At 73.1% G+C, this 13,433-nt stretch carries 14 protein-coding genes and 2 tRNA genes; 11 read left to right on the plus strand and 5 right to left on the minus strand.

Annotation, left to right across the window (positions count from 1 at the left end; all coding sequences use genetic code 11):
- The first annotated feature begins 93 nt into the window (after nucleotides 1-93).
- The 3 genes from ACFYY2_RS12650 (at nucleotide 94) to ACFYY2_RS12660 (ending at nucleotide 2,913) form a co-directional block, all read left to right on the plus strand.
- Nucleotides 94-1,146 (plus strand): chorismate-binding protein, encoded by a 1,053-nt coding sequence (locus ACFYY2_RS12650; RefSeq protein WP_388740954.1) that lies wholly within the window; start codon nucleotides 94-96, stop codon nucleotides 1,144-1,146.
- Complete coding sequence (locus tag ACFYY2_RS12655) at nucleotides 1,143-1,964, plus strand: aminotransferase class IV (protein WP_388740957.1); 822 nt, start codon at nucleotides 1,143-1,145, stop codon at nucleotides 1,962-1,964. Before ACFYY2_RS12650 ends, ACFYY2_RS12655 begins: the two co-directional genes overlap by 4 nt.
- A 112-nt stretch (nucleotides 1,965-2,076) precedes the next feature.
- Nucleotides 2,077-2,913 carry a GNAT family N-acetyltransferase gene (locus tag ACFYY2_RS12660; protein WP_388740959.1) on the plus strand — a complete coding sequence of 279 codons (837 nt, stop codon included), beginning with the start codon at nucleotides 2,077-2,079 and terminating at the stop codon, nucleotides 2,911-2,913.
- Between the two features lie 22 nt (nucleotides 2,914-2,935).
- Here ACFYY2_RS12660 and ACFYY2_RS12665 read toward each other — a convergent pair whose 3' ends face one another.
- Entirely contained in the window at nucleotides 2,936-3,451 is a 516-nt protein-coding gene (locus ACFYY2_RS12665) for a DsbA family protein (protein WP_388740961.1), read from the minus strand.
- A 155-nt stretch (nucleotides 3,452-3,606) separates the two neighbouring features.
- Here ACFYY2_RS12665 and ACFYY2_RS12670 point away from each other — a divergent pair, with 155 nt between their 5' ends.
- The 3 genes from ACFYY2_RS12670 (at nucleotide 3,607) to ACFYY2_RS12680 (ending at nucleotide 5,692) form a co-directional block, all read left to right on the plus strand.
- Nucleotides 3,607-4,077: a hypothetical protein gene (locus ACFYY2_RS12670; protein WP_388741337.1), complete on the plus strand. Its 471-nt coding sequence runs from the start codon at nucleotides 3,607-3,609 to the stop codon at nucleotides 4,075-4,077.
- A gap of 256 nt (nucleotides 4,078-4,333) precedes the next feature.
- Entirely contained in the window at nucleotides 4,334-5,353 is a 1,020-nt protein-coding gene (locus ACFYY2_RS12675) for a LacI family DNA-binding transcriptional regulator (protein WP_388740963.1), read from the plus strand.
- A 183-nt stretch (nucleotides 5,354-5,536) separates the two neighbouring features.
- Nucleotides 5,537-5,692 (plus strand): hypothetical protein, encoded by a 156-nt coding sequence (locus ACFYY2_RS12680; RefSeq protein WP_327120509.1) that lies wholly within the window; start codon nucleotides 5,537-5,539, stop codon nucleotides 5,690-5,692.
- Between the two features lie 41 nt (nucleotides 5,693-5,733).
- On the opposite strand, the gene ACFYY2_RS12685 is transcribed toward ACFYY2_RS12680, so the two are convergent.
- Both ACFYY2_RS12685 and ACFYY2_RS12690 read right to left on the minus strand, forming a co-directional pair.
- On the minus strand, nucleotides 5,734-6,291 hold the full coding sequence (locus ACFYY2_RS12685; protein ID WP_388740967.1) for a CGNR zinc finger domain-containing protein: 558 nt from the start codon (nucleotides 6,289-6,291) through the stop codon (nucleotides 5,734-5,736).
- 306 nt (nucleotides 6,292-6,597) lie between these two features.
- The gene (locus ACFYY2_RS12690) at nucleotides 6,598-7,011 is read right to left on the minus strand and encodes an SsgA family sporulation/cell division regulator (protein WP_003959770.1); all 414 of its coding nucleotides are present in this window, start codon (nucleotides 7,009-7,011) and stop codon (nucleotides 6,598-6,600) included.
- Between the two features lie 190 nt (nucleotides 7,012-7,201).
- Between ACFYY2_RS12690 and ACFYY2_RS12695 the strand changes: the two genes are divergently transcribed.
- Nucleotides 7,202-7,657, plus strand: a complete 456-nt coding sequence (locus tag ACFYY2_RS12695) for a TIGR02611 family protein (protein ID WP_388740970.1) — start codon at nucleotides 7,202-7,204, stop codon at nucleotides 7,655-7,657.
- Nucleotides 7,658-7,711: 54 nt separating this feature from the next.
- A tRNA-Val gene (locus ACFYY2_RS12700) sits at nucleotides 7,712-7,783 on the plus strand.
- A 133-nt stretch (nucleotides 7,784-7,916) separates the two neighbouring features.
- Here the strand turns inward: ACFYY2_RS12700 and ACFYY2_RS12705 are convergent.
- On the minus strand, nucleotides 7,917-10,316 hold the full coding sequence (locus ACFYY2_RS12705) for an SCO7613 C-terminal domain-containing membrane protein (protein WP_388740973.1): 2,400 nt from the start codon (nucleotides 10,314-10,316) through the stop codon (nucleotides 7,917-7,919).
- A gap of 115 nt (nucleotides 10,317-10,431) precedes the next feature.
- Between ACFYY2_RS12705 and ACFYY2_RS12710 the strand changes: the two genes are divergently transcribed.
- Nucleotides 10,432-10,503, plus strand: a tRNA-Val gene (locus tag ACFYY2_RS12710).
- 62 nt (nucleotides 10,504-10,565) lie between these two features.
- On the opposite strand, the gene ACFYY2_RS12715 is transcribed toward ACFYY2_RS12710, so the two are convergent.
- A complete protein-coding gene (locus tag ACFYY2_RS12715; protein WP_388740975.1) occupies nucleotides 10,566-11,291 on the minus strand; it encodes a 3'-5' exonuclease in 726 nt (241 codons plus the stop codon).
- A gap of 194 nt (nucleotides 11,292-11,485) precedes the next feature.
- On the opposite strand from ACFYY2_RS12715, the gene ACFYY2_RS12720 reads away from it, so the two are divergent.
- Both ACFYY2_RS12720 and ACFYY2_RS12725 read left to right on the plus strand, forming a co-directional pair.
- A complete protein-coding gene (locus ACFYY2_RS12720; protein WP_388740978.1) occupies nucleotides 11,486-12,085 on the plus strand; it encodes a DUF4365 domain-containing protein in 600 nt (199 codons plus the stop codon).
- Nucleotides 12,085-13,380, plus strand: coding sequence for a hypothetical protein (locus ACFYY2_RS12725; RefSeq protein WP_388740981.1), 1,296 nt, complete (start codon nucleotides 12,085-12,087; stop codon nucleotides 13,378-13,380). Before ACFYY2_RS12720 ends, ACFYY2_RS12725 begins: the two co-directional genes overlap by 1 nt.
- The last annotated feature ends 53 nt before the right edge of the window (nucleotides 13,381-13,433 follow it).

A 13,433-nucleotide genomic window follows, 5' to 3' on the forward strand; every position in this document is an offset into this window, starting at 1 on the left:
ATTCCCGGGCCAGTACAAAAACGCGTTTGCGCAGCGTGCTGAGCCGCCACCGCCCCGCCGCAGGTCACCGCGCGCCGTCCTAGACTCGGTCGCGTGCACGAGCTCACCCCCCTGGCCCGCTTCGGTGGCCTTGTCGCCTCCGGTCTGCGGGACGTCACGAGCGACCCCGCGGCTCTTGAATCATCCGGTTTCTGGGCCGTATGTGCCGATTTCGAGGGCCGTCTCGTCTGCGCGCGCTTCGCCGACGTGCGGTCCGAGCAGGTCCCGCCGCCGGTGCCCGGAGCCTGGCGGGGACCCGCCCCCGATGCCTGGACGTCCTCACTCGACGAGGACGCCTACGTGGCCGGCGTACGGCGGATCCGTGAACACATCGCGGCCGGCGAGGTCTACCAGGCGAACCTCTGCCGCGTCCTCTCCGCACCGCTGCCCGGCCCGCGGGCGGACGTCGACGCCCTCACCGCACTGCTGGCCCGGGGCAACCCGGCGCCTTACGCCGGGACGATACGGCTGCCCCGGCACGGGGTGGAGATAGCCACCGCGTCCCCCGAGCTCTTCCTCTCCCGCGACGGCCGGACCGTCGTCTCGGGACCGATCAAGGGCACCGGGCGTACCGAGGGCGACCTCCTGGAGAAGGACCACGCGGAGAACGTGATGATCGTCGACCTGGTCCGCAACGACCTCGGCCGGGTCTGTGCGACGGGCAGCGTCGAGGTTCCTGACCTCTGTGTGGTCGAGAAGCATCCCGGGCTCGTCCACCTCGTCTCCACGGTGCGGGGGCGCCTCGCCGACAATGCGGGCTGGCCGGAACTGCTCGGCGCGGCGTTCCCGCCCGGGTCCGTCACCGGTGCGCCCAAGTCCAGCGCGCTGCGGATCATCGAGGCCCTGGAGACGTCGCCCCGCGGCCCGTACTGCGGAGCCGTCGGCTGGGTGGACGCCGATCGCGGCACCGCGGGGCTCGCCGTCGGCATACGCACCTTCTGGATCGACCGCACCGGCCCCGAGCCCCTCCTCCGCTTCGGCACCGGGGCGGGCATCACCTGGGGGTCGGACCCGCGGCGCGAGTGGGCCGAGACCGAGCTCAAGGCGTCACGGCTGCTCGCTGTAGCGTCGGGCGTCCACGAGGAGACAGGAAGGACCGCGTCATGAGGATCTGGGTCGACGGCGGACTGAAGGACGCGGGGGAGGCCCGGCTGTCCGTGCTCGACCACGGTCTGACCGTGGGGGACGGCATCTTCGAGACGGTCCGGGTGGCCGGGGGCCGGCCCTTCGCCCTCACCCGTCATCTCGACCGTCTGAGCCGTTCGGCCAGGGGGCTGGGACTGGCCGAGCCCGACCACGACGAGGTCCGCCGCGCGGTGGCGGCCGTCGTCGAGGGCAACCCTGTGGAGCTCGGCCGGATGCGGATCACGTACACCGGCGGGCTCTCCCCGCTCGGCTCCGACCGGGGCGACGCGGGCCCCACGCTGGTCGTCGCGATGGGGGAGACCACCCGGCGGCCCGACAGCACAGCGGTGGTGACCGTCCCCTGGACGCGGAACGAGCGCGGTGCCGTGACCGGCCTGAAGACCACCTCGTACGCCGAGAACGTCGTCGCCCTCGCACGCGCCCACGAGCAGGGAGCCTCGGAGGCCCTGTTCCCCAACACGGTGGGGCGGCTCTGCGAGGGCACCGGCTCCAACGTCTTCGTCGTCCTCGACGGCCGCATCCACACGCCTCCGCTCGCTTCGGGATGCCTCGCCGGAATCACCAGGGCCCTGGTCGTGGAGTGGGCGGGTGTCCGCGAGACGGACCTGCCCCTCGACGTGCTGGAGGAGGCCGACGAGATCTTCCTGACCTCCACACTGCGGGACATCCAGGCCGTGCACCGGATCGACGGGCGCGAGCTGCCGGGGGCGCCGGGGCCGGTGACCTCCAAGGCGATGCGGATCTTCGACGAGCGCGCCGCGGACGACCTCGACCCCTGAGCGGGTTCCGGGGTCCCGGCAGGGTGACCGGGATTCCGGCAGGGTGCCCGGGATTCCGTCGCGGTTCCGTAAACGGGGTGACGGAGAGTCCTCCAGCGGATAGAACACCCTGATGACCACGACCCTCCGGCCCGCCGGGCCGATCGAGCAAGGCGCCGACGGCGCACGGGCACGCACCTACGACGTGTGCGACAACGGGCGGCCCGTCGGTGCCGTCGGCATCGCCACCGACCCGGAGTTCGGGACGTCGGCGGGCGTCATCCACTCCCTGCGCATCGACGAGGCCGCCCGGAGGCGGGGCCGCGGCACGATCGCCGCGCTCGCGGCCGAGGAGGTCCTGCGCGGCTGGGGGTGCACCCGGGTCCGTCTGGTGGCCCCGGCCGGCAACGAGGCGGCCCGGGGCCTGGCGGCCGTGCTCGGTTACACCGAACGCAGCCGCAACATGCTGAAGCCCCTCCGGCGGACCGCCCCCGCACTGCCGGAGGGGATCACCGGGCGCCCCATGACGGAAGCCGAGTTCGCGGAGTGGGCCTCGACCAGCATCGAGACCTATGCGCGAAGCTGGGTGGAGCGTGGGGTGACGGAGGAGCAGGCCCGGCACAAGTCGGAGTCCGACCACGCCAGACTGCTGCCGGCCGGTCTCGCCACTCCGGACATGTACATCCACGTCCTCGTGCGGGAGGGCGAGACCCTCGGCCACGTCTGGGTCGCCCGCCACCGGCAGGAGGAGGGCGACGACATCGGCTACGTCTTCGACGTCGAGGTGCGTGAGGCCCACCGGGGGAACGGTCACGGCAGGGCGCTGATGCACCTCGCGGAGGACATCACCCTCGACGCGGGCCTCGGAAGCCTCGGCCTGCACGTCTTCGCCTCGAACACGCCCGCGCTGCGGCTGTACGAGTCGCTCGGGTACGAGACGACCCGTTACAACCTGGCCAAGGCCCTCTGACGGGCGCGTGCCCCCCCGCCTCTCAGCCCTGGCCGGCCAGCAGACGGTCGGCGATCTCCTCGATCCGCTCCCGCAGCCCTTCCTGGCTCTTGCCGCCGTCGAGCCGCTCGTCGCCGATCACGTACGTCGGCGTTCCGGTGACACCGATGGCCTTGCCCTCGGCCTGGTCCGCGTCGACGATCAGCAGATGGCGCCCGTCGATCAGCGCCGTGTCGAACTCCTCCGCGTCCAGGCCGAGTTCGTCGGCGACTTCGAGCAGCAGAGACTCCCCCGCGGTGGCGAGCCCGCCGGTCCTGGCGAGCACGGCCTCGACGTACGGCCACCCCTTGCCCTGCACGACGGCCTCCTCGGCGGCCTGCGCCGCCGCGTACGCGTGCTTGTGCTTCTCCAGCGGGAAATGGCGCAGCCGGATCGCCATCCGGTCGCCGTAGCGTGCGCGCAGGGTGTGGATGTCGGCGAGTGCCCGGTGGCAGTCGGGGCACTGGAGCTCGCACCAGACGTCGAGGACGACCGGCGCTGCGAAGGGGGAATCGCTCATGCGGGCAGTCTTCCAGTCCGGACCGGAGCATCCCAATCGGGACCTGAGGAGGAGCGCGGCCCTGAAATGTCCCCGAACGTGGGCCGGGGTCGTGGCCCTGCCGCCGGTGGCCGGTGCAGGATGGAAGGGACGTTTCCCGACGGCTGGAGGCCATGATGCTTGCCGAGACCATCTGTTCCGCGGTGTCGGCGGCCGGCCTGGGCATCGCCGCCGTCACCGCGTACCGCAAGAGGTTCCTCGCGGCCACGCGGATCGCCGCGTACTCCCTGGTGCCCGTGGGCCTGGTGCTGACGGGAGTCGTCGACTGGCTGGCGGACGTCGTCTTCAAGCCGACGGTCTGGCTCGGCTTCGGTCTGCTGGCCCTGGCCTGGCTCCTTTTCATGATCACGCGCGCCGTGGAGCGCCGGGGCGGCGGGACCCGCAAGGAGCGCAGGGCCGCGCGGGCCGCGTCGAAGGAGGGTGCGGTCGCCCCCGGGGCGTCCTCGCCGTCGCTGACCTCGGGGACGCCCCCGCTCACCTCCGGAACCGGGGCGTCCGCCGCTCCGGGGCGGGGGAAGAAGCCGAAGCAGGAGTCCGGCGACGACTTCAGCGACATCGAGGCGATCCTGAAGAAGCACGGCCTCTGACCGGGGGCCGGCCGTGCGCCGTCGCGGCACGGGGCTCATGATGAGGGTGTGAATCGATTCACGACGCCGTCGGGCGTCGGTGGATGCCGCCCGCGTCGGTATATTCGGGTCGCGTCGCGATGTTCGGTGTCGTGGCGAGTGGATCTTGACGACGTCCTGGGGTGCGACTAGCGTCCCGGGATCTCTTGAAACAATTCAATCCGGCAGGAAACCGCGCCGCCGTGCGGCGGCGATACGCATCAGTGGGGCAGGGCAAGTGGGGCGTGTGGCAGGGATCAAGGACGTGGCCCGGCAGGCCGGAGTCTCGGTCGGCACGGTGTCCAATGTGATCAACCGTCCCGAGGCGGTGCTGCCCGACACCCGCGCGCGGGTGCTCGCGGCCATCGAGGAGCTCGGCTACGTCCGCAGTGAGTCGGCCAGGCAGCTCAGGGCCGGCCGCAGCCGCATCATGGCGCTCCTGGTGCTCGACATGGGCAACCCGTTCTTCGTCGACATCGCCCGGGGCGCCGAGCGTGCGGCGCGGGACGCCGGTCTCGGTGTGATGGTGTGCAACAGCGGCCAAAGCCCGGAGGAGGAGGCCGAGTACCTCGGCCTCTTCGCCGAACAGCGGGTGTGCGGCGTGCTGGTCACCCCGGCCGACGCCACCGGCGGCAATCTCGAGGCATTCGCCCGCCACCGTATCCCCCACGTGCTGGTCGACCGGGTGGCGTCGTCGACCGACACCTGTGCCGTCTCCGTCGACGACGTGCGCGGGGGTGTGCTGGCCGTCGGGCACCTGGTCTCGGCCGGTCACCGGTCCGTCGCCTACGTCAGCGGGCCGGGCGACCTGCATCAGATCAGGGACCGGCGCGAGGGAGCTCTCGCCGCCCTGGCGGAGGCCGGGCTCGGCCCCGAGGCCCTCGTGGAGATCCCCTCCGACCGCCTCGACGTGGCGGCGGGGCGGGACGCGGGGGCCCGGCTGCTCGGTCTCGTGCCGCGGCCGACGGCCGTGTTCTGCGCCAACGACCTGCTGGCGCTCGGCGTCCTGCAGGCGCTGTACGCGGCCGGGGTCCGGGTGCCGCAGGACGTGGCCATCGTCGGATACGACGACATCGAGTTCGCCGCGGCCGCCGCGGTACCGCTCACCTCCGTCAGGCAGCCCGCCGTCCTCATGGGAAGGATGGCCGCCGAACTCCTCCTGGAGGAGGCGGACGACGGCGACGGCAGCCACCGGCACCGCAGCGTGGTGCTCCAGCCCGAGCTCGTGGTCCGCGCCTCCAGCGCCGCTCCGCGCTGACGCCCGGGCGGCCGTGCGCCGACGTGGCGGTCGTGGCGGCGGAGTGGCGGGGCGCGGGGTGCGAATGCGTGACGGGATTTCGGACGGGAGAGCGAGACCCGTTCATCCGGGAGTGGTCGAACTTCCCCTGAAGGATGCCCTGTTGACGTACGAAGCGCTGCTCTGCGTCATGATCGCTACGAGATGGTGGACACAGCCCGGGGTGAAGCCCCCGCACCCAGTGCCGAAGAGCCGCGCGGCTGCCTCTTCGCGCTTTCCCAGCCGCCCCTGATGATCTTCCTCACGGTGGTCGGCGGCCTCCTGCTCATGGCCGCCCTGCACGATCTCTTACTGCTGTGAGCGGCCGCCGGGCGATCCGGTCCGGGCCCCCTCCGGGCGTGTCAGCCCGCCGCTTCCCGGCGGCGGGCCCGGTAGGCGGCGACGTGGAGCCGGTTGCCGCAGGTGCGGCTCGAGCAGTAGCGGCGGGAGCGGTTGCGCGAGAGGTCGACGAAGGCGTCCCGGCAGTCCGGTGCCTCGCAGCGACGCAGCCGCTCCTGTTCGCCCGCCACGACGATGAAGGCCAGCGCCATGCCGCAGTCCGCCGCGAGGTGGTCGGAGACCGAGGCGTCCGGTGCGAAGTAGTGCACGTGCCAGTCGTAGCCGTCGTGGTTCGTGAGCTGCGGTGTCGTCCCCGCGGCGGCGACCAGGCCGTTGACGAGCTCCGCGGCGGTCGGGGCGTCCGTGGCCGCGAATATCGCGGCGAACCTGGACCGCACCTCCCGCACGGCCCGCAGGTCCTTGTCGCCGAGGGTTCCGACGCCGCTGATGCGGTTCCGCTCCGCGAAGGCGTAGAGGGCGGGGACGTCGGCGAGTCCGTCGTCGGCGCCGGCCTCCGGCGCGGTGTTCACCAGATCGACCACCGTTTCGAGGGCGATCCGGGTGTCGTGTGGGATCAGCACGCTTCGCTCCCTGGCCTCCGGCTGACGGGTGTCCGCCGATGCGGGCTGACTCTACTGGCTCACAGGAAGGCCTCAGGGGCGGGTGTGGGCTTGCGCGGGAGGTGCGGGGCGCCTCGTGGTCGCACGCGGGGCCGCCGGAGCCCTCTGCGCCTCCTGGTGGCTTCGGTGGCGGTTCCACGCGCGAACCGCGCCGACGCCGCCGCCGCGGTGGGTTCCGCGGCGACGGCGCCGGTGTGTGGCGTATGCGGTTGTCCGCGCGACGCCGTCGCCCCGAGTCGGACGGCGTCCCGCAGCTCTCGGCCTGGCTCAGCTCTCGGCCAGGATGTGTGAGAGCTCCGTATCGAGGTCGAAGTGACGATGCTCGGTGCCGGGCGGAACCGCGGCGTCGGTCCTCTTCAGGAACGACTCCAGGGCCCTCGCCGGGGCTTCCAGCAGGGCTTCGCCCTCCGGGGAGCTCAGTGCGATGCATACGACGCCTTGGCCGTGACTACGAGATGGCCAGACGCGGACGTCTCCGGTGCCGGTGGGCCGGTGCAGCCCCTCGGCAAGGAGGTCACGGGCGAAAACCCACTCGACCGTCTCCTCCGCTCCGGTGTGGAAGGTGGCGTGCACGGCATAGGGATCGGCCGTGTCATACCGCAGGCCCGCGGGTACAGGCAGTGAGGACTCGCTCGACACAACGAGGCGCAGGTGCAGCTCGCAGCTGACCGTGGTGTTCATAAGCGCCAGGGCCTTTCGCTCAGTGTGCGCTCGGGGATTCGCACGTCGGCGAAATCGACATGCCACCTACGGTGGCGTTGTAAACCCCTCTGACCTATTTGTGTCGCTTCGGGTCGCTCGTACAGCGGTGTGTAACTTTGAGTCATGCGTCCATTCCAGTGACGGAAGCGGGTCCGGTAGGTTGGTTCCCATGAACGCGGAGAGTGACGAGCGGGGAGCGGCGGCCGCGACGGTGGCCGTCGGGTCCGCCGCGGGGGACGAACGGGCGGCGGGGCGGGAGCTGGGGTCCCGGGCACCCGGTTTCATCCGGGCTTCGAGGGTGCTGCACGTGAGCTGGCAGGTGGGGATCTTCGTCGTCGGCCTCGCCGTCGTCGGGGCGGGCATCGTGATGCTGCCGCTGCCGGGTCCCGGATGGCTCGTGATCTTCGGCGGCATGGCGATCTGGGCGACCGAGTTCGTGTGGGCGCAGCTGGTGCTCCGGTGGACCCGCCGCAAGGTCACCGAGGCCGCCCAGCGGGCCCTCGACCCCAAGGTGCGCCGGCGCAACATCATCCTGACCGCGGTGGGGCTCGTGATCATCGCCGTGCTGGCCGGGATCTACCTCTGGAAGTTCGGCATCGTGATGCCGTGGAAGATCGAGCAGTGACTCCGCAGTGGTCCGGAGGCGCCGCTGACATGGGGTAATGTTTGCGGTGCGCCGGGGCGATTAGCTCAGTGGGAGAGCGCTTCGTTCACACCGAAGAGGTCACTGGTTCGAACCCAGTATCGCCCACCCGGAACCGATGGCCCGGAAGCTCCAGAAGCTTCCGGGCCATCGGCGTTTTCCGTGTCCCCGACGGCCGCCCGCCGTGTGTCCCGCCGGCACGGGGAGCCCCGTAGGGCCCCCGCCTCGCCTTCCCCGGCCGTCACCGCATCCGGCCGAAGCTCTCCCTGACCCGGCGCGCGTCGCGCAGCCGCTGCTCGTACGTCGCGCCGACGGCGAGCAGCAGCAGCCCGGCGAGCGCCGGGGGCGCCCAGCGGGGGAGCGCGTCGAAGACCTGCACCACGTGCGGCGCGAGCTCGTGCAGCCCGTCCAGCGCCAGCACCGCACCGCCCAGCACCAGGGGGGCCTGCAGCCGCCATCGGGCCCCGGCCAGGGTCACCACCAGCGCGGCGATCCCCAGCAGCAGGGGGCGCAGCCAGTGCGGATCGGTCCACGCCACGACGAGACTCGGCACCATCGTCATGGACAGGGCGGGGCCGTAGGCCACCCAGGAGGAGGCGGCGGCGTCCCCGCGCCGGCGCAGGTGCCCCACGACGAACGCCGCCACCGACACCGGCAGCGTGTACGCCTCCGGGTCCGACACCCCGGACGCCGCCAGCCGCACCCATGCGGCGGACACGAACAGGGCCGCCGCGACGTACCCCGCCACCGGCCTGCGCTCCGGCCGCAGCGCCGTCGCGGCGGCCAGCACCCCGCACAGGCCGAGGACCAGTGCGAGGACCGGCGGGTCCGTCAGCGCCAGCCCGACGGCCACTGCGGCACCGAAGGCACCGGCCGACTCCACGGACACCGCGGTCGCCGGCTGCGGCAGTCTCCGGCCGAGGAACACCGTCACCGCCGTCACCACCAGCAGGAGCGGGGCCGTGTGCGGGGCGCTCCAGTCCAGCGAGGCCCCCGCCGCGGCTGCCACCGCGACCGCGGCCAGCACCGAACCACAGGCGAGCAGCGACCGGACGGCCGGGACCCGGGACCGGGCCGCTCCCGCCGCAAGGAGCACCGTCAGGCTTCCGGACACGGCGTGGGTCGCGGGCTCGGCGGCCAGCCCCAGCAGACCGGCGCTCACGGCACCGGCCAGTGCGCACACGAGCCAGGTCACGGCGAGGACGCCCGTGGGCCGCCGCACCGCGAGGGCCAGCAGTGACGCGGTCAGGGCCAGTTCGACGGCCACGGCCACCGCGTACGGCACGTCCGCCACCGCGAGCAGCGCCAGGACCGATGCCCAGCCCAGGACCGAGGCCGAAGCCCCGGCCGCCGCCCGCCGGCCGCTCCCGGGGAGGGGGCGCGGCCACCTGGCGTGCAGCGCGGCCGCCAGGGCCGCGGCCGTCCCGAGCACCGCGGGAGCGGCTGCCGACCAGGGCCGGGGGGCCGAGGTGCCGAGTGCGCCCCGGAACCCCTCGGGCGCCCCCGCCCACACGTCCGGCAGCAGCGAGACCGGCCCGAGGAGGACCGCGGCGACCACGGGCGCCGCGCACAGCACCGAAACCGCCAAGACCGCGGCCGACGCCCCGAGAAGGCCCCGGAGTACCGGTCGCGGAACCGGGAGGCGGAGCGCCACGGCGGGAGCCGCACCGCACACGAGGTAGGCGACGACCGCCCAGTCCCATGGCAGCGGCGTACGCACCACACCGCCGACCGCGGCCACCACCGCCAGGCCGGCGACGGCGCCCGCCGCCACGGCCATGGCCTTCGGCGCACGCCATGCGCCCATGAGCGCGACCGCCGCCCCGGCCAGCAGCAACGCCCCCGCGCCCGCGGCCTCCACGGCGCCGTCGGACGTCACGGACAGGCCCAGACCGAGCGTGAGGGCGATCGCTCCCGTCAGCCACGCGCCGGAGCACGCCGTGATCCGCACCGCGGTGCCCCGGCCCCACAGGGCCACCGTGACGTCAGCCGCGGCCGTCAGCGCGAGTGCCCAGCCGAAGCCCGTCGCGGAGGCCCCCGCCGCCCACGCGGTCAGCACCAGCGGCAACTGCCCTGCCACCACGGCCGCGGGGAGCGGCACCCGGAGACGGCCCAGGAGCAGCCCGTACGCCGTCCAGGACGCGGCCAGCACCGCGGACGCGACCGCCGCGAACACGAGCCCGTCCGTGTCCGGCGCCGCCACGGCGTGCAGGGCGAACGAGTCCAGGGCCGTCAGCACCAGAGCGAGCGCGGCCACCGACTCCGCCGTCGCGGGGAGCCGGCGGCCCAGCAGCAGGGCCGGTGCCGCCAAGGCGCCCGCGGTCACGATCGCCAGCACGGCCGAACGGCCGGCGATCCCCATCTCGCCCCAGCTGAACAGGGTGAACGCGATCGCCGCGACGGTCAGCAGCAGGCCACCGAGGACCAGCAGCACGTTCTGGACACCGTGCGCGGGCGCTGCGGGCGGGCGGGGAGCGGGCCGGGCGGCAGGTGCGGGGAAGGGCGGCGGACCGGCCGGCGTGCGCAGCGCGTTCACCAGCCAGGCGCGTCGGTGCAGCAACTGCAGACGGCGGGCGTCCAGCCGGGCCAGTTCGTGATCGAGAAGGGCCAATTCCTCGGCGGGTGGCGGCACATGTGTCATGCAGGCGAGTGTGGCGGCGGCCACATCCGCGCACATGGGTCCGGATACTCAGTTCCGCCACTGAGTAGGAGTTTGAACCCGGGGCGCTCGGCCCTGTATGGTTCAACCCGTTCCCGGGCGATTAGCTCAGTGGGAGAGCGCTTCGTTCACACCGAAGAGGTCACTGGTTCGAAACCAGTATCGCCCACCCGGGAAGAGCCGGTCCGTCAGCATCACCGACGGACCGGCTTTCGCGTGCCGGGGCCCGGATCAGGCGGCGGCCGGCAGCGCCGGACGCAGGGGCCAGGACGGATCCACCGTCTCGGGGGTGCCGCTCTTCTCGAACCACGCCTGCAGACCCCGGGCCTGCGCCGCGTGCCACACCGCCTGGAGCGAGTGGACCTCGGCGGCCGACAGCCGCTCCAGCCTGGTGGAGAACCGCCGGCCCACCGCGCGCACCAGCTCCAGGGACGCCGCCGCGTCGGCAGCCGCGTCGTGCGCCCCGTCGAGCGTCACCCCGTACAGCTCGCACAGGTCCGTCAGCGTGCGGCGGCCCTTGCGGTAGCGGTCCAGATGCTTGTCCAGCACCCGCGGATCGAGCACGCACAGCGGTGCGTTGCCCAGATAGCCGGCCAGCGAGGAGGCGCGGTGTCGCCTCAGCTCCCGGTCGAGCAGGGTCAGATCGAACGGCGCGTTCATCACGACCAGCGGCCGGCCCGTCGCGCACTGCTCGGCCAGGGACCGGGCTATCTCCTCGACCACCGGTGCCGGCCACCGGCCGTTGCGCTGCAGATGGTCGTCGGTCAGCCCGTGGATCTCGGTGGCGCCGGGCGGCACCGGGATCCCCGGATTGACCAGCCAGCGGGTGACGCGCAGCCGCCCGCCGGCCGTGTCCTGGACGACCAGGGAGGCCGAGACGATCCGGTCCTCCTCGACGTCCACGCCTGTCGTCTCGGTGTCAAAAGCCGCCAGCGGCCCCTCGAACCAATGCATCATCCCCGAACTCCTCGCATCGGCTTGGCAGATGGCGGGATTACTCCGCCCGATTCGGTGATACCCGCGCCCTATGCCTGATACGCCGTTTACGGGACCTCTCCTGCGGTGACAACACAAGTGACGAGCAAGGAAGTTGACCAGCCCGTCAGTGGAGACCGGGCAACCGGTCGGCACAGCCCGGAAGGCACGGAGCCATGGCGCTCGCGCAGCCGAACCCAGGGAGTCCCGCCCGCACCGAGGACCACGGGGGAAAGCCGCCGTCGCAACGGAACGCACCACCGCTGTGCGGCACACTCGCCACCACCGCCTGCATGGAGACCCTCCAGGTGGGCTACCTCCACGCCGTGGCCGCCGCGGCGGGCTGCTCGCTCTCGCAGCCCTTCCCCGACAACGGCATCGACTGGCACGTCAGCCACGGCGCTCCCGACCACACCGTCGACGACGAAGTGACCGTCAAGGTGCAGCTGAAATGCACCTACCAGATCCCCCCGCACCCGCCCGGCGCCGCCTTCTCCTTCACCCTCGACAACGCACACCTGGTGAAACTCGCGCGCACGCCCGTGTCGGTGCACAAGATCCTGGTCGTGATGCTCGTCCCCCGCAGCCAGGACGACTGGCTGCGGGCCGGGCACGAACGGCTCGACCTGCGCCACTGCTGCTACTGGACGAATCTGGCCGGCCACCCGGTGACGGGCCGGTACCGGACCACCGTGCGCATCCCGACCTCGCGGATCTTCGACGACCGCGCCCTCTGCGAGATCATGGCCCGGGTCGGGGCGGGAGGGAGACCCTGATGCACCGGTCGATGGACGAGCCCACCGGAGGAACGCCCCCGGCGGGCACACGGACGCACCCGTACACCGACGACACCGACGGCCGTTCCCGCGCGGACGGGCTCGCCCCGGTCCCGTACGCCGGACCGGCATCCGAACCCGGCCCGGGACCCGACCCCGCGCAGGTCGACCCCGCCGTCCTGGGCGCCCTCCTGCTGCGGCACGGGTGGCGGCGCGGGGGCCCGAGGGGGCGCTACGGCCGGTGGACCCCGCCCGGCCCCGCGGCCTCGGGCACGAGCCTGCTCGTGCCGGACACCACCGGGTTCCCCGACAGCGTGGACCTGCTCGCCGAAGCCCTCACCGCCCTCGCCCGCAGTGCCGAGCCGTCGGCCCGGGACGTCCTCGTCGCGCTCACCGTGCCCAGCGACGAGATCCGCTGGTGGCGGGACGTGCCCGAAGGGGCAGCGGGCGCCGCCGACTGGACCGGCGCGGACCAACTGCGCACGGCCGCACGGCAGATACTGCTCGCCGGGGCCCTGGCCGTGCGCGGCAGGGCCGGTTACCACGGAGCACGCCACCGCAGGAAGGCACGGACGGCGCTCGACGGCACCCTCGTCGGGCCGGCCGCCGGAGGCCGCGCCCTCACCGCGTTCGTGCCGGTGGCCCGGGGCCGGGACGTCGCCGTACAGCTCTACTCGGCGCTGCACGCCACCCGGGAGGCGGTCGACTACCAGCGCGCCACCGGCGGGATGGAGGCCTTCGACGCGGCGGTGGCCGCCGGGGTCAGCCGTGAACTGACCGAGGCGGTCGTGGCGCTGGTCAGGGGAGCCGAAGGTGCCGGGATCACCCTGGCCTGGGCGCCCTCCGCCGGAACCCCGCCGGGCTGCCCCGCGAGCCCGGAGCCCGTCGAGTTCTCCCCCGGCGACCTGCCCGCGCTCCGTCTGGCGGGGGTCCGCTACCTCCGCGACGAGCCGGCCGTTCCCGTGCGGATCACCGGAGCCGTCGTCCGGCTGCGGCGCCCGGGGCCGCGCGGGCCCGGCGTCGTGCGCCTGAGGGTGCTCGCGGGGGCCGAGGTCGCGCACGTGCGGATCGAACTCGACGAGGAGGCCTACCGGATCGCGGGCCACGCCCACCTGGTCGGACTGCCGCTGCGGGTGGAGGGCCGGCTGGAGAACCGGGGCGGGTTCCGCCGTCTCACGGGCGCCTCGCAGGTCGCGCCCGTGCAGGTGGACGAAGCGGAGCGGGACCGGCTGATGAAGTCGCTCCACGAGAACCTCGACTACTTCGAGGAGGCCTGCTCGGGGGACGAGGAGTAGCCCCGGGTATCCCTTTCGCGTCGAGGGCCCCCGGCTCGGTACGATCGCTCTTG

The sequence above is a fragment of the Streptomyces sp. NPDC001822 genome, assembly GCF_042892135.1.
Taxonomy (GTDB): domain Bacteria; phylum Actinomycetota; class Actinomycetes; order Streptomycetales; family Streptomycetaceae; genus Streptomyces.